This window comes from Nonomuraea sp. NPDC059023 (assembly GCF_042740095.1).
Classification (GTDB): Bacteria; Actinomycetota; Actinomycetes; order Streptosporangiales; family Streptosporangiaceae; genus Nonomuraea.
In genome coordinates this window covers 99221-113486 of the sequence record NZ_JBHYIO010000033.1, presented here as the reverse complement: position 1 = coordinate 113486, position 14266 = coordinate 99221, and the positions used below count along the sequence as shown (strand labels likewise).

At 69.0% G+C, this 14266-nt stretch carries 16 protein-coding genes; 6 read left to right on the top strand and 10 right to left on the bottom strand.

Features of this window, described 5'->3' with window-relative positions:
* Positions 1-69: 69 nt before the first annotated feature.
* Entirely contained in the window at positions 70-1239 is a 1170-nt protein-coding gene (locus ACFWYW_RS42145; RefSeq protein WP_379610176.1) for an alpha/beta hydrolase, read from the top strand.
* Here ACFWYW_RS42145 and ACFWYW_RS42140 read toward each other — a convergent pair.
* Entirely contained in the window at positions 1210-1386 is a 177-nt protein-coding gene (locus tag ACFWYW_RS42140; protein WP_379610459.1) for a TetR/AcrR family transcriptional regulator C-terminal domain-containing protein, read from the bottom strand. The two genes, ACFWYW_RS42145 and ACFWYW_RS42140, sit on opposite strands and share 30 nt — an antisense overlap.
* 198 nt (positions 1387-1584) lie before the next feature.
* Between ACFWYW_RS42140 and ACFWYW_RS42135 the strand changes: the two genes are divergently transcribed.
* Entirely contained in the window at positions 1585-1881 is a 297-nt protein-coding gene (locus tag ACFWYW_RS42135; protein WP_379610175.1) for a hypothetical protein, read from the top strand.
* 138 nt (positions 1882-2019) lie between these two features.
* Here the strand turns inward: ACFWYW_RS42135 and ACFWYW_RS42130 are convergent, their stop codons facing one another.
* The 4 genes from ACFWYW_RS42130 to ACFWYW_RS42115 all read right to left on the bottom strand — a co-directional run bounded on the left by ACFWYW_RS42130 (position 2020) and on the right by ACFWYW_RS42115 (position 4662).
* Positions 2020-2352, bottom strand: a complete 333-nt coding sequence (locus tag ACFWYW_RS42130) for a winged helix-turn-helix domain-containing protein (protein ID WP_379610174.1) — start codon at positions 2350-2352, stop codon at positions 2020-2022.
* Entirely contained in the window at positions 2349-2777 is a 429-nt protein-coding gene (locus ACFWYW_RS42125) for a hypothetical protein (protein ID WP_379610173.1), read from the bottom strand. The genes ACFWYW_RS42130 and ACFWYW_RS42125 overlap by 4 nt, the downstream gene beginning before the upstream one ends.
* 63 nt (positions 2778-2840) lie before the next feature.
* Positions 2841-4280: an alpha/beta fold hydrolase gene (locus tag ACFWYW_RS42120; protein ID WP_379610172.1), complete on the bottom strand. Its 1440-nt coding sequence runs from the start codon at positions 4278-4280 to the stop codon at positions 2841-2843.
* A 142-nt stretch (positions 4281-4422) separates the two neighbouring features.
* Positions 4423-4662, bottom strand: a complete 240-nt coding sequence (locus tag ACFWYW_RS42115) for a hypothetical protein (protein ID WP_379610171.1) — start codon at positions 4660-4662, stop codon at positions 4423-4425.
* A gap of 41 nt (positions 4663-4703) precedes the next feature.
* Between ACFWYW_RS42115 and ACFWYW_RS42110 the strand changes: the two genes are divergently transcribed.
* Both ACFWYW_RS42110 and ACFWYW_RS42105 read left to right on the top strand, forming a co-directional pair.
* Positions 4704-4829, top strand: coding sequence for a zinc-binding dehydrogenase (locus ACFWYW_RS42110; protein ID WP_379610458.1), 126 nt, complete (start codon positions 4704-4706; stop codon positions 4827-4829).
* A 126-nt stretch (positions 4830-4955) separates the two neighbouring features.
* Positions 4956-5678, top strand: coding sequence for a hypothetical protein (locus ACFWYW_RS42105; protein ID WP_379641256.1), 723 nt, complete (start codon positions 4956-4958; stop codon positions 5676-5678).
* 28 nt (positions 5679-5706) lie between these two features.
* On the opposite strand, the gene ACFWYW_RS42100 is transcribed toward ACFWYW_RS42105, so the two are convergent.
* Both ACFWYW_RS42100 and ACFWYW_RS42095 read right to left on the bottom strand, forming a co-directional pair.
* Entirely contained in the window at positions 5707-6630 is a 924-nt protein-coding gene (locus ACFWYW_RS42100) for a hypothetical protein (RefSeq protein ID WP_379610169.1), read from the bottom strand.
* A complete protein-coding gene (locus ACFWYW_RS42095; protein WP_379610168.1) occupies positions 6627-7022 on the bottom strand; it encodes a hypothetical protein in 396 nt (131 codons plus the stop codon). The genes ACFWYW_RS42100 and ACFWYW_RS42095 overlap by 4 nt, the downstream gene beginning before the upstream one ends.
* Before the next feature lie 116 nt (positions 7023-7138).
* Here ACFWYW_RS42095 and ACFWYW_RS42090 point away from each other — a divergent pair, with 116 nt between their 5' ends.
* On the top strand, positions 7139-10807 hold the full coding sequence (locus ACFWYW_RS42090) for a CHAT domain-containing protein (RefSeq protein WP_379610167.1): 3669 nt from the start codon (positions 7139-7141) through the stop codon (positions 10805-10807).
* A gap of 17 nt (positions 10808-10824) precedes the next feature.
* On the opposite strand, the gene ACFWYW_RS42085 is transcribed toward ACFWYW_RS42090, so the two are convergent.
* Together ACFWYW_RS42085 and ACFWYW_RS42080 are read right to left on the bottom strand one after the other, a co-directional pair.
* A complete protein-coding gene (locus ACFWYW_RS42085) occupies positions 10825-11400 on the bottom strand; it encodes a hypothetical protein (protein WP_379610166.1) in 576 nt (191 codons plus the stop codon).
* 70 nt (positions 11401-11470) lie between these two features.
* Complete coding sequence (locus tag ACFWYW_RS42080; protein ID WP_379641255.1) at positions 11471-12154, bottom strand: trypsin-like peptidase domain-containing protein; 684 nt, start codon at positions 12152-12154, stop codon at positions 11471-11473.
* A 132-nt stretch (positions 12155-12286) separates the two neighbouring features.
* Between ACFWYW_RS42080 and ACFWYW_RS42075 the strand changes: the two genes are divergently transcribed.
* Complete coding sequence (locus ACFWYW_RS42075) at positions 12287-13807, top strand: serine hydrolase domain-containing protein (RefSeq protein WP_379610164.1); 1521 nt, start codon at positions 12287-12289, stop codon at positions 13805-13807.
* Here the strand turns inward: ACFWYW_RS42075 and ACFWYW_RS42070 are convergent.
* Positions 13782-14234: a MarR family winged helix-turn-helix transcriptional regulator gene (locus ACFWYW_RS42070; RefSeq protein WP_379610163.1), complete on the bottom strand. Its 453-nt coding sequence runs from the start codon at positions 14232-14234 to the stop codon at positions 13782-13784. The genes ACFWYW_RS42075 and ACFWYW_RS42070 overlap by 26 nt on opposite strands.
* Positions 14235-14266 lie beyond the last annotated feature (32 nt).

Genomic DNA, 14266 nt, shown 5'->3' with positions numbered 1-14266 from the left:
CGTCCATCGGTTCCGTCCGCGCCTCGACGGTGTTGACCTTGACGCGACGACAATGCCTAGCGTGGCGGCATGAAGAGAATCGGCGATCGACGGTACGGCGTCCGCCGCGTCAGCCGCCCGGACTTCGACCTCGCCTACGTCCGAGCGGGCAAGCGCGGTGCGACGCCGCTTCTGGTGATCCCGGGCGGCCCCGGCCTGGCCTCGGTTCTGCCCTACCGCCGCCTGCGGCGGATGGCGGCCGCGGGCGGCTTCGACATCATCATGGTCGAGCACCGCGGGGTCGGTTTCTCCCGCCGTGACCGTGACGGCGTGGACCTACAGTGGCCTGCCCTGACCATCACCGCGGCCGTCGAGGATCTGGTGGCGGTGCTGGACGCGTGCGACGTGGAGCGGGCCGTGGTGTACGGCACCTCGTACGGCGGCTATCTCGCCCAGGTCCTCGGTGCCACCCACCCCGGCCGGGTGGCCTCCATGGTGCTGGACTCGACCTACGCCTCGGTCACCGACTTCGACACCTGCCGCGACCACCTGCGGCGGCTGCTGTGGGACGGCGCGGATCCGGGTACGGCGGGCGTGGCCGCGACCCTGCGCCGGCTGGTGGCGTCCGGGAAGGTCGTCGCCGAGGAGGCCGGCACCGTGGTGCCCCTGGTCTATGAGATCGGGGGAGTGCCGCTGCTGAGCAAGCTGCTGGCGGCCATGGCCAAGGGGCGGCAGCGGTTGTGGAACCGGCTGGCCGCCTTGGTCACGGCGGAGCTCACCCGGGTGCGCCCGTACGTCATGGAGTTCGACCTGGCCGCGGTGATCTACTTCCGCGAGGCCTTCGGGCAGAAACCGGACGGGCTCCCCCTCGATCCGGCGAGCGCCTACGCCGGAATCGCCGGCCGCTACCCGGCGTTCGCGGGCGAGCCCGTCGACGTTCCCGCCGCCCTGCCGGGCTTCACCTGGCCGGTGGCCGTGCTGTCCGGCGCCCGCGACCTGCGCTCGGTCCGGTCCGTCGCCGAGCGTATCGCCGGCCTGGTCCCGGACGGTGTTCTGGTGCCGTTCGACCGCCTGGCGCACAGCATCCTGGACTCCCACCCCGCCGCGGCTCTGGCCGTCGCGAGAGCCGTGGCCCAAGGCGATCAGCACCTTCTCCCGGCTCAGGCGAACGGACTGGCGGAACGACGCGGCGGCGGCCGGGCCCGCCTGGCCGCCACCGCACTGCACGTCTCACTCGCCGTCACCAGTCCCGGCAGGTAGGCCCGAGGGGGCGTAAGCCTGGAGGAAGGTGCCGACGGCGACCCGGGCCACCTCGCGCGGCTCGTCGTCGCCGAGGAGCCGGGTGCCCATGCGGGAGCGCGCCTCCAAGGGGCCGATGAGCAGGGCGAGCAGTTGCTCGGCCGCCAGTCACCCGCGACCTGCTGACCTCCCTGACGTGACCAACGGCATGGTTCCGGTCATCAATGGGCAAGGTCCGTTCCCGCCGGGCACGTTCATCATCAACGGCCGCGGCCGATGCTTAGGATCAAACGCATCGGGGCGCGGCGCGGACCATACGGGCGCGCCGCGAGTGAACCCCCAGCGCCAACTCTGGAGCGTTCAGCCATGTTCACCGTAGAACTCACCTGTCCCGGCAGCAGAGACAACGCGGTCACCATCAAGACCGACCTGGATCTCAATCGCGGCGGTCTGGACAGCATCTCCAACTCCGGAACCTGCCCCTTGTTCATCGGATCGCTCGACGCGTCGGGAAACGTGCTCAACGACCTGGAGGTGAAGCCCCAGGAATCCATCAGCCACTACCAGCCCCCGGACGGCGCGACGAGGATCTATGCCGTGTGCAACAACGCCTGCGACGGGTTCGCGGAGCTGACCTACGACGATCCCGACCTCCGCTCCTGATTGGAGCGGCGCGCGACGACCCGGAAGATCGATACGTTGCGGGGGTCCGCGACGGGCGGTCACGCTGTGTCGATCGAGCTCGAAATCGATGAACAGGAGTTGTTCGCCGACCTGCTCACGATGGTGTTCTGACCGGCCTCATCGTGAGGTGGAGCCGGGCGGCGTCTCAGGAGTGACGGCCGCCTCCGTGATCCGCCGGAGCACAGCCGTGTACTCCTGGAACGCGGCGCGCCCCTCCTCGGTCAGCGTCAGCCAGGTCCTGGGCCGCTTGCCGACGAAACCCTTCTCCACCCGCACGTACCCGGCCTTCTCCAGCGTGTCGAGGTGCTTGGACAGCAGCGAGTCGCTGACCTCGATCGTGTCACGCAGGAAGCGGAAGTCGGCCGTTTCCGCCGCCGCGAGCAGCGCCATGATGGACAGCCGCACCGGGGCGTGGATGATCTCGTCGAGCGCGTGCCGGGGATGGCTCACCGTTCACCCGTGGAGCGGAACACGCGCAGCGCGCCGTACAGCAGAGGGGCGCCCGCGACCAGCGCCACCAGCACGTCGGCCACCGCCCACGACGGGCTCAGGAACATGTTGTACGCCGACGCGAGCACGGTCGTGCCCAGGAAAGCCCAGGTGACGGTGTACGCGAGCCGGGACAGCAGCCGGTCGTAGACCCGCTGGCGAGAGATGTACCAGAACCCGGCCACGACAACGACGAGAGGCACCGCCACGGCATAGCTCTGGACCGCTTCCGGGCCGAAGAACGTCAGCAGCCAGTAGGCGGTGACCGCGAGCCACATGCCCAGGAAGAAGCGCGCGCCCCGGCGGCTGGCCTTCCGTACCGCGCTCCGCGCACGGTCTACTTCGCGAAGCGCGGAATCGGCCGACAGATCATCATGACCAGTCATGTTTCCTCCTGCTCATGTACTTGACTCTTCCTAGAGTACTCAACTCCTGTTCAAGTTGCTAGGTCACTCGGCCGGACAGGTCGTGCCCGGTGCGGGGAGCTTCAGCTCCGTGAGGTACGCGGTCGCGTGCCTGATCGGGCATTTCTTGCCCATCAGGTACAGAGCGTGGCCGTGTCCCTCGTAGATGACGCTCACCGAACCCGGGACCATCCGGGTGAAGCTCTCGGTCACCACCAGGTCGCCGTGGACGCTTCCCGCGCCCAGGAGCGGCGGCAGGCCGTCCGGCAGGAGCGGGCGTGACGGATTGGCGACCTTTAACGGCCAGCCCGTGCACCCCAGGCCGTCGAGCCGGACGGAGCCGAGATTCGGCAGGGCCTTCTCCGCCGCGCGCCGGTAGGTCCGCACCTCGGCATGGCCGGCGTACCCGCGACCGTCGCCACAGGTCATCGCCAGGACGCCGGGCATGGCCCAGACGCGGGTGTTGCCGAGGACCCAGGCGCCGAACCCGGACCCGTCCCCCCGCCGCGCCTTGTCGACCGACCCGGCGAAGGTCAGCCAGTTCGCGTGGTCCGGGCCCGGGTCGGTCGGGAAGGCGAGCTGCCGCAGTTGCCATCCGGTCATCTCGCCCTCGCCGAACTCGGGGGAGGTGGCCGGGATCGGCTCGCGGTCGGCCGCGCGGACGAGTGCGCGCCATACCGCTCCGGCGTCCTCGCCGTGCAGCGCGCAGGCGGGAGTGGCCGCGCACCAGCCGGTGAACGCCCGGAAATTCCGCTCGAACGCGACCGAGACACGGAGTACCTGGTCGTTCCAGCCTGCGGAATGGTTGACCACCCCGTCGACGTACAGCGCCCGGATCCGCTGCGGGAACAGACGCGCGTAGGCGATGGAGGTCACCCCGCCGTAGGAGTTGGCCATGAAGCTCAGCCGCTCCTCGCCCAGCGCCGCCCGGATCGCCTCCATGTCCCTGGCCACCGACACGGCATCCAGGTAGGCGAAAAGCCCGGTCGGATCCGCTCGCTGACAGTCGCGGAACGCCTTGGCCATCACGGCGGCCTGGGCGGCGAACCGCTCGCGACTGCGGGGATCCTCAAGAGCGGTGCCGGGCTTCAGGCAGATCGCGGGCATGGTCTTGGACCAGACGTGGTTGCGCGGCCGGTAGCCGACGAGGTCGAAACGGCGGCCAAGTTCCCGCAGGTCGGGCGCGGCCCGTTTCAGATCGTCGATGCCGCTGCTCCCTGGACCGCCCGGGACGCCCAGAACGCTGCCGATCCGCCGCGCGGGCTCGGTGGCGGGCAGCCGGACCAGATCCAGCCGGACCGTCCGCCCGCCGGGCGCGGCCCAGTTCACCGGCACGTCGAGCGAGGCGCACTCCATGGGCGCGGGAAGCTCCGCGTCCGAGCACGCCCCCCAGATCAGCCGCCCGTCCCCGTGGGCCGCCGACGCCGCCGGCGACCCCGCCGCCAGGACCACCGCGCCGGCGAGAACCGCAAAGGCCCTCTTCATGACCGCCACCTCCGCATCACCGGTCGAGCACGGTCTGCCCGACGATGCTGTACGGCCCCGCCGAGTTCGGCCATCACGGTGCCGCGCTCGCGCGAGCCGGCCGGCGTCAACCTCGGAGCGGGTGTAATCACGACTTCCAGTCTCAGCCGCCCCGAGCCGGAAATCCTCGTCCACATGGCGGATCACCGGCTGGGAGCAGACTCCCAGCCCCACCCCCGACCATGGGATGACGCGCGGAAAGTTCGGCGGTAGGCCAGGGGGATACGCCGAGGGCGGTGTGCATGTGCTGGCGTAGCGAGGCCGTCGTGCCGAATCCGGCGCGGCGGGCGATCCCGTCGATGGAAAGGTCGCTGGCCTCCAGCAGGTGGCGGGCGAGTTCCACCCGCTGCCGGGTGAGCCGGTCGCCCGGCCGCCGAGGGCCTTCTGCGCGCCGAGATCGACGGCGTACTGCCGCTGGAGCAGGCTGCGGAGGCACACCGGCGCGGCGAGACCGGCCGGACCACCGGCGAACTCGTCCTCGCCGTGGCCAACGAGACGGGGACCGGTTGAAGGGCGACCCGATCTCGGAGTGGGTGGACAATCAACGCCATGCCACGAACGCTTGTGATCGGGTTGGTCTTGGCGTTGACCGCCTGCTCCTCCAGCACTGCCCTGGCCCCGCGTCCTGATCCGGGGGTGAGCGTGGAAATGCGCAAGCAGATGCTCATCGCGGAGTGCATGCGGCAGGAGGGCTTCACCTACGTTCCCTTCGAGGCCCGACTCGCCGACACCTCCGCCGTCAGCCGCAGGGAACTGGCCGCCCGACGCGGCTTCGGAGCCTTCGCCCATCTGGCCGTTCCCGATGACCCGGTGGCCAACTACTGGCTCGCCTACGACAAGGACCCCAACATTAAGCTCCGCCAGGCCTTGTCGCTCACCCAGCGAAGGGCATGGGCGAAGGCTTTCGGACGCTGTTTCGTCGTCGCGGTCAAGAGGCTCACCGGCAAGACCGTGAAGGATTTCGTGGACTACCAGATGAGCTATGGCAAGGAGGTCCACGCGGCGGTGTCCCGCGAGCTGGATACCGACCCCTACCTGCTGCGGCTGGCCAAGGCCTACAGCACCTGCCTGAGCGCCCGCGGAGTGAGGCACGCGTCGAGCAAGCCGACCGAGATCACCGGCGCCGTGAGCCGCCCCTTCCACGACGAGCTCCATGCGATCAGCGGAAAGACGAAGAACGGCCTGCCCGTCGTGCCGAACATGTCGCCCGAGGCCGCCAAGCCCTACTTCGAACGGGAGGTCAGGGCCGCCCTGATCGACACCGACTGCGGTCAGACGTTCAGGAACGCCTACTTCCCCCGGCGCGCCCAGCTCAGCGCACCCTACGCGAAGGCGTGGGCCATGCCTGTCCAGGGCTGACCGAAGCGACCTCGCGGGAGTCCGTGATCTATCCGGAATGCTGGTCAAGTCGCGTTTCAGGGCTCTTCTCGATCAGTTCGGCGATCGACCGGCCGAGGCCGCGCGTGACGGGTCCTCCGTCGCTCAGGCCGAGCTGGGCAGCCAGGTCACAGGCGTGCAGGTCGACCGCGGCCTCGATGAGTGCGGCGAGGACTTCCGCCGTGCTCCGTGCCCGGTACCAGCTCGTCAAACCCAGGACCACGGCGGCGAGGAGCGCCGGCCACCAGATCGCGCCGAGGATGAGATAGAGGAGCGCCCAGCCGCCGAGCCGGGCGGCGGCGGCATGGCTGTCCTGCACGGCGGTGATCTCCGCCCGGGGCGGGTCCGGGAGGAGCAGCCACAGCCTCGGCCACACGGCAAGCAGATCGAGGGCGTACGCCCGGCGCACGCGCACGGTAAGCGCGCGGAAGCGGTCGCCGATCCAGGTCGGCCCGGCGGGGGGTTCGAGCGAGACGGCGTCCCGGCGGCCCAGCGCGGCGACGGCCGCAGGAGGCAGGCGGACCGTTGACCGGCTGCTGGGTACGGACGCCGCCAACTCCCGGGTGATCCGGGCATCCTCGCGGTCCCAGCGCGCCCTGCGCCGCCCGGTCAGGAAACGGGACAGCCGGCGGCCCTCGGGCCGGTGCCAGGCCCACTCCAGTGCCCGGCCAAGGACCGAGGCGAGGAGCCCGGCCACGGCTGACGCGGCCAGAACGCCGGCGGAAGCCAGCAGAATCGCACCCATGCCGGCGGAGACGGGCTTGGCCGCCATGCGATCGATCCACGAAGCCAGCCAGGAAACGTTCAGGGCGTGACGGTGGCCCAGGACTCCGGCGACCGTACCGGCGAAGAGGTAGATCAACCCGGGCAGGACCAGCAGCGTGGCCCAGCGCTCGGCGAGCTTCGCTCCGATGCCGGCGAGAAAGCTGTTCATGACCTGAACTGGAGCTTTTTCAGTCTCTGTCCGGTGATCGCGCAGACCGCCCCTTCTACCTCACGAACCCTCAGAAGGCGGGCACAAGCCTTGAAGGCCGGGCAGACCCATGCGTCGATCGCGGAGGTTTGTTGCTTGCCGGGGAGCTTGCGGTAGATCCGTACGGGGTGGGTTAGATAGCCGTGCCCGCTGCGGGCCATCGCGTCGTCCAGCGCATCGAGGTCGCGCTCAAGCTGCTCGTCGTCGGCCCGCTGATCGTCGCGACATACCGCGGCTTCGATACGCGCCAGCGTCCTGCCCACACCCGCGCTCTGCGCGACGTCGCGCAGGTACGCCCCATTCTCGCCCAGGACCACGCACAGGCGATCGACGCGGGCAGGAATCTCGGTCATGCCGCCCCATACGGATCTTGAAGATGTCCCTCGGGCAAAGGCGTATTCACGCGAAAGTGTAGGGGGTGCCGATGCGTCCGGCAGGAAAACCGATCGTACGGCGTGCGGGAGGACACGTGCCGGAGGACGTCGAAAGTCTCGTGAGGCGGATACGCGAGCGTGTCATTCACTGCCGGGATACGGGGCGTCCCGATCGCGTGGTGGGTTTTGACGCGCTGGCCGAGGCCGCCGCCCTGATCCGGCTCACCGACGGTAAAGGCCTGTTCGGTCGAGGGGCCGCCGGTGGCCGCCACAAAGCCGCGTGGAGCGCACTGGCGGAACTGTTCTGGCTGCGGTTCGCGGCGCGCCCGGAGGCCGACGAAAGCCTGACGGATCTGGCGAGCGCGTTCGCGTTCATGCGCCGAGCTCCGGCGGCGACGCCTGACTTCATTCGGGTGGGAATGGAACGTCATCGTGCCCACATCGACCGGTACGCGGCCGGAAGCGCCGGCGATCACTCCGAGCGGCTGGCCCGCGCGGACGATGTGGTCAAAGGCCGACGGGCCGAACCTACTCGCGCGGAGTTTCAGCAGGCGGCCGAGGATTATCGCTACGTCCTGCGCTACACGCCGATCCTTTCCCCTGGCCATGTCGAGTGCCTTGGCAACAAAGTCCTCGCGGTGATGTTGGGCAATGAGTGGGACGACCCCATGATCTCCGAAGTGGAACGGGATCTTCGTCAGATCCTTGCGATCGAGGCAGCGGGAATGCCCTGGCGGGTGGCCGCGCTGTCGAACCTCGTCACCTGTCTGCAGTTTCGCTGGCACTGGCGGGTCGAAGACCCCGCCATCCTGCGCGAATGCGCGAGTCTGGGATGGGAGCTGGCGAATTCGCTGCCTGACGACTCGCGCATACGGCTGGAGAACTCGTTCATGACGGGACGAGTGATCCACGGGCTGTGCGAAAAGAGCGGTGACACCGAGCTGTCCGTGGTGGCGGTCACGCTCCTGCGCGAGGCCGCCCGTGCCGCGGATGAGCGGAACGACACGGCCATGCGAAGGGTGATCGCGGACGTGCTCTCCACGGCACTTCTCCAGCAGTGCCGCGTCGGCGACAACCTGGCGGCCCTGCGCGATGCGCGAGAGGAGTCCATCCTCGCGATCCCGCCGTTCGGCCACACCGGTCGGGCCGAGGCATTCGTCCGCCGGATGATCGTCTGTTGCGAGCTGGTCGCCAGGACCAAGGACGTGGAGCTGATGCGGGAGGCCGAAACGATGGGCCGCAGCGCGCTTCAGACCCTCGGCGAAGACGACCCCGTCCGCGTCAGGGTCCACGACAACCTGGCGGAAGCGCTGCGCGGACTCTTTACGGCGACCGGCGACCGGCAATGGTTGCAGCAGGCGGTGATCGAGGCACGGGACGCCGAGGCCGCATCCGCTTCGGCTGAACCCTCTGAACAGGCCATACTCCTGGCTCGCCTGTGTGACGTCCTCCTGGTGCTGTACGAAGAGCAAGGCAACAGCCGCGATCTCGGCGAGGCGATCGAGGCGGGCAGAAGGGCGCTTCAGGTGTGTCCGCCGGATGTTCCGGCCCGCACCTCGTGCCTGACCATTCTTGCCAAAGCGATGTACCTCACCGGTGACCGGACATCCAGCCGGGAGGCGAGCGAAGAAGCGGTGGCCTTGGCCGAGCAGGCACTGGCCACGTGTGAGGTGGCCACGGAGCGACGAACCATCGCCCTTCGGCTCACGGCGTATCTCTGCAGGCTGGGCCGTTCTCCCGGGTACGCCCGGCGCGCCGTCGACCTCGCTCACCAGGAGTTGGCGGCACTGCCACCGGAGTCGGCGGAACGTGCTCCGTTCCTGGCCAACCTGGCGGCCATCCTCGGCCTCGTCGCGCAGAGTCAGGATGACCCGGCGTCCACACACGAGGCGCTGAGCGTCGCGCGAGAAGCGGTGGCGGCCGCTCCTGGCAACGGGAGCGCGCATGCCAACCTCGGACTCATCCTGCGGCGGCTGTACGAACGCACACCCACGAAATCCCTTCTGGACGAGGCATCCGCCGCATTCACCAGGGCGGCGAAAGAAACGGGTCTCCCCGCGATGACCCGCATCCAGCTGTACCGGAATCTGGGCTGGGCGCACATGACGGCGGGTGAAACGGAGAATGCCCAGCGGGCTTTCGAGCAGGCCATCACCCTGCTCCCGCATGTCTCGTCGATGCTGATCTGGCGCCACGATCGGCAAAAGGCCCTGGCCGAGACCGCTGGTCTCGCGGCGGAGGCAGCCTCGGCCGCGGCGGCGGCCGGCCATCCCGAACGGGCGGTGGAACTCCTGGAAAAGGCGCGAGGGACGCTCCTGACCGAGACCATCGACCGGCGGGGCCTGCTGGCCGGCCTGGCCGTTCAGAACCCGGGGTTGGCCGATCTGTTCGGGCGCTTGCTGCACAAGGCAGAGCTGTTCGAGCGCAACCCCGACGAACTCGCCCTCTTGCGCTTCGAATCGGAAAAGGATCATCCAGAAACGCAGGGACCCCGTACCGGAGGCCGTAAGCCCAACCCCGACGGCGACCCCGGCGAACTCTGGCGGAGCGCATTCCTGGGGCTGGACGTTCTGCGGCAGGAGTATGAACGCGCCTGGGGACCCCTCGTCGGAGCGGTCCGCGGTGTCAGCGGCTTCGAAGACTTCATGCTTCCGCTCTCCGCCGAAGCCCTGCGAAGGCAGGCTACGGATGGGCCGATCGTGTTCATCAACGTGAGCCGCTATCGCGGTGACGCGCTGATCATCACTCCGAAGAGGATATTCAGCCTTCATCTGCCGGATGTGGATGAGCCGGCGATCATCGAGCAGGTGAACCGGCTGCACGACACGCGGGCCCGCCTGTCGTCGCATTCTCTTCCGGAACGGCGGCGCGCCCAACAGGACATGTCCGCGGTGCTGGGCTGGCTCTGGGACCACATCGCCGGTCCTGTACTGGACGCCCTCGGCTTCACCGGCCACGATTCATCCGCACCGCCGCGAATCTGGTGGTGCCCGATCGGCGTGGCCGCCCCTTTGCCCCTGCACGCCGCGGGGCATCACCATGACGGCCGAATCCCGCGTCGTACGGTGCTCGACCGCGCGGTCTCGTCCTACACTCCCACGGTCCGGGCCCTGCGCTACGCGCGAGCCACCCGGACACAGAAATTCTGGACCGGCAGACCGGGAGCCCTCATCGTCGCGGTCCCCGAACTCCCCGGCGCGGAGAAAGACCTGCCCGCCGCCCTCGCCGAGGCATATCGCGTGCGCGACCACATCCCGGACTCTCTCCTCCTCAGTAACTCCGCCGCCAACCACGACGCCGTCTCAACGGCGTTGGAGTCCCATGGCATCGTCCATTTCGCCTGCCACGGCGTCAGCGACTGGAGCCGCCCCGACTGCAGCACGCTCCTGCTTTATGACCACGCCGACAGCCCGTTCAGACTGACCACTGTCGCGAACAAACATTTGCCGGGGGCGGCTCTCGCCTACCTTTCGGCATGCGACACGACACACGCGCTCCCACAGTTGCACGACGAGGCCATTCACATCACCTCGGCATTCCAGCTCGCCGGCTATCGCCACGTCATCGGCACACTGTGGCCCATCGACGACCAGGCCGCGCTGGAAATCGCCGACGCCTTCTACACCGCCCTCACCAACGGCGGCACAGCCCCGCCCGACGTCGAACACGCGCCCGCCGCACTGCACCGCGCGGTGCGCGAACTACGCGACAAGTACCCCGGCAGCCCCGCTCTGTGGGCCGCACATATCCATGCCGGTTCGTGAAAAGTCCGAGCTGGGTACTACCGTCGATCCGGTACGGCCGAAGCCAGCCTGACCGCGAGAATCAGCACCGCCACCAGGGCCACCGCGACCAGGGGAAGGCCCAGCAGGAAACTCGCGCGCCACGACATGAGCTGGGCGACGATCATCCCGAAGAGCACTCCCGCACCGAGGCCCACCAGGACGGCGGCGGCGGGAACCGGGATCGCCTTCCACAGTTCGGGCCCGGGGAACGCGGCCCTGAGGAGGCCGGTCCCGGCCCACAGGACGACCGCTCCGGCCAGTGCCTGCAGGACATGGCCGCCGATCAGCAAGCTGGGCATGGGGGTGAACGCGCACAGCACGGTTGCCAGGCCGAAGACGACCAGCCCCAGGGCGATCGACACGGTCAGCAGCACCGCCTGGCGACGGGGCGCCGGAACCAGCACGGCCAGGAACGCGACCAGATAGCCGTAGGTCCCCACCTGCATGATCGCGGGAGGCGCCGCGAGGTCAGTGATGACGATCGGCATGATCGCGATCGCCATCGTCGCGTAGACGGACACGAGTAAGGCGCAGAAACTGAGGGCGACGAGCAATGGCCAGCGTCCGGACATGCCGGAAACCCTATCCGCGAGTGATCCGGCCCGAAACCCAGGGCTGGAACGACGCATCGACATCCCGTCGTCAGAGGCATTTCTGCGTGGACGCGGCGGCGGTCGCGGTCTTGCCGTCCATCGCCGGGCGGGTGATTTCCTTGGCTGTCAGCACATACCCGCGGGGCTCACGAAGGTCACTGGCGAAGACCATGCCGGAAAGTGTTCCGTCGGATCTGAGCAGGGGGCTGCCCGCGCCCCCTGGCTTGACGGGTGCCTGAACGATGAGGACTTCGCGGCGGATCTGGCGTTCGTGGTAGATGTCCGGGCCATGCGCGGTGAAGCCGCGCCCGACGCTGCCCGATGTCTTGGCGAGGTCCCCGCCGCGTGGATAGCCGGCGAACGTGGCGCTCTCGCCGGGTTCGATGGGGCCGAAGACCAGCTCTCGCGCGCGCAGGCCCGGCACCCGCAGCACGGCGACGTCACGGCCTGGGTCGAAGAGGACGACCCTGCCCTCGTAGGGCTTCCCGTCCGGTGCGCTCACCGCGATCGAGCCGGTGGTGCCCGCCACGAAGTGCGCGGTGGTCATCACTCGTTCAGGCCCGTAGGCGAAACCCGTCGCTTCCGGCCGGGTGTTGTCGCAGGCGGGGGCGATACCTTTCAGCTTGACCACGTACGAGAGTGGATCCGGCTTGGGGAAGGCGCTCTGATCCCCCGGCGCGGCAGTGAGGACGATCAAGGTCGCTCCGAGCGCGGACAGCCTCTTCCCGATCATCTGCGGGATCTTAGTGCAGCGGGCTGTAGTGAGGTGTGAGCTAGGTCACAGTTGAGGTTGACCTTGGGTCAGGGTGAAGGCTCGGCAGCACGGCGCCGACCAGGACCCAACAACCTCGAAGGGCAGACCACCATGACGATCATCCTTACCGACCAGGACAAGAGCACCCTGAGGATCGCCGCGTACGGCGCCGTGACGCTGATGGCCGCCGCCGGAGCCGCCGGCGAACCGCACAAGATCGCCACCGCCGGCAGCATCGCGCTGGGCTCGGCCACCGGCCTGATCGGGCATGTGCTCGCCGACCACCCGGAGGCCAAGGACCTGACCGGCAGGTCCGTGGCCGCGATCGCCGACCGCGTGCTGCCGGCCCTGACCGCGGCCATGAACCTCCTGAAGCGGCAGGATCCGGCCGAGGCCGCCAACTTCCGCAGCACCGTCCTCGTCGCCGTCGAGACCGCCCAGATCCGCCAGGACCGGCCGAACCCCGCCACCGCCGAGATGGTCCGCAAGGTCACCGGAGCCCTCGACGCCGCCGGTGCGGACCGCGAGGCCGTACAGGACGGGCAGGATCGCCCGGAGCTGCAGAAGACGATCGAGGAGATCGTCGAATCCGGATTCGTCGGGGTGTCGCTGCGCGTGCACGACGAGCGCGGCGACTGGGCCGGCAGCGCCGGGGTGGCCGAGCTGGGCGGGACCGCGAAACCGCCGGTCAACGGGCACGCCCGGATCGGCAGCAACACCAAGACCTTCACCGCCACCCTGGTGCTGCAGCTGGTGGCCGAGGGCAACGTAGAGCTGGACGCCCCGGCGGCCGGCTACCTGCCCGAGTTCGGGCTGGACCGGCGGATCACGGTGCGGATGCTGCTCCAGCACACCAGCGGGCTGTTCAACTTCACCGGCGAGGTCTACGACGACGGGTCGATCGTGCACGGGATCCCCGTGCCTTACAACACCACGGGCAAGGAGTGGGTGGACATCCGGTTCCACACCTACCGTCCCGAGGAGTTGGTACGGCTGGCGCTGTCCAGGCCGGCCCGGTTCGAGCCGGGGACGGGCTGGAGCTATTCCAACACCAACTACGTGCTGGCCCGGCTGCTGATCGAGAAGGTCACCGGCCGCTCGCTGGCCGAGGAGATGCAGCGGCGGATCGTGGGGCCGCTCGGGCTGTCGGGCACGGTGGTGCCGGACGCCTCTCCGGAGATCCCGGAGCCGCACAGCCGCATCTACTACCGCTACGAGGAGGACGGCGGGCAGCAGACGATCGACATCACCCGCTACAACCCCTCCTGGATCTGCACCGGCGGTGACATGATCTCCACCGGCCAGGACCTGGCCACGTTCATCTCCGCGCTGATGGGCGGCAAGCTTCTGCCGGCCTCGCTGCTGGCCGAGATGTGCGCCCCGCACCCCACGGGCCTGCCGAACATGGACTACGGGCTGGGCGTGTTCGTCACGAAAGCCGACTGCGGCGCCACCCTCATCACCCACAACGGCGGCAACGTCGCCTCCATGACGCTGATGTACAGCACGCCCGACGGCGGCAAGACCCTGACCGCCGTACTGAACTGGGTGGACGACGCCGGCATGTCCATCGCCGCAGTGGTCCGGAAGGCCCAGCACAGGCTCGTCAACCAGGTGTTCTGCGGCGATTAGGCCGATCCGGGTCGGATGCGAGGATCTCGGCCAGCCGGAGAGTGTCCTCGAGATAGCGCTCGTAGGGGAAGCCGGCTGCGACGAGCCCGGCGCGTAGCTCGTCGTAGAGCGGCTTCCCTGCCGTGTGGAAGGCTTCCCGGCCGGCATCGGTGAGGCGGACCAGCCGCCGCCGCGCGTGTTCGGGGTCGATGGTGATCCGCACCAGGCCATCCGCTTCGAGCGGTCGCAGCGCCCGGCTGATGGCCGGGTCGGACACCGACAGCGCCTGCGCGAGCCGATGCTGCGTCACCGGCTCGATGTCCTCCAACGTGCCCAGAAGCCGTATCTGGCTGTACGTCATCCCGTCCCGGCCATCGGTGCGCCGCCGGGCCGCCTCGCCCAGCAGCATGACCACGCGGTGCAGCAGATCTGCGAGTCCGTCATCCACCCCATCACCCTACCCAAGTGTTACCTTGTTAA

Excerpts from the sequence above, each read along its gene's own strand:
- ACFWYW_RS42145 (WP_379610176.1), top strand. The coding sequence starts at position 70 with ATGAAGAGAATCGGCGATCGACGGTACGGCGTCCGCCGCGTCAGCCGC.
- ACFWYW_RS42135 (WP_379610175.1), top strand. The coding sequence starts at position 1,585 with ATGTTCACCGTAGAACTCACCTGTCCCGGCAGCAGAGACAACGCGGTC.
- ACFWYW_RS42125 (WP_379610173.1), bottom strand. The coding sequence starts at position 2,777 with ATGACTGGTCATGATGATCTGTCGGCCGATTCCGCGCTTCGCGAAGTA.
- ACFWYW_RS42120 (WP_379610172.1), bottom strand. The coding sequence starts at position 4,280 with ATGAAGAGGGCCTTTGCGGTTCTCGCCGGCGCGGTGGTCCTGGCGGCG.
- ACFWYW_RS42100 (WP_379610169.1), bottom strand. The coding sequence starts at position 6,630 with ATGAACAGCTTTCTCGCCGGCATCGGAGCGAAGCTCGCCGAGCGCTGG.
- ACFWYW_RS42095 (WP_379610168.1), bottom strand. The coding sequence starts at position 7,022 with ATGACCGAGATTCCTGCCCGCGTCGATCGCCTGTGCGTGGTCCTGGGC.
- ACFWYW_RS42085 (WP_379610166.1), bottom strand. The coding sequence starts at position 11,400 with ATGTCCGGACGCTGGCCATTGCTCGTCGCCCTCAGTTTCTGCGCCTTA.
- ACFWYW_RS42080 (WP_379641255.1), bottom strand. The coding sequence starts at position 12,154 with ATGATCGGGAAGAGGCTGTCCGCGCTCGGAGCGACCTTGATCGTCCTC.
- ACFWYW_RS42075 (WP_379610164.1), top strand. The coding sequence starts at position 12,287 with ATGACGATCATCCTTACCGACCAGGACAAGAGCACCCTGAGGATCGCC.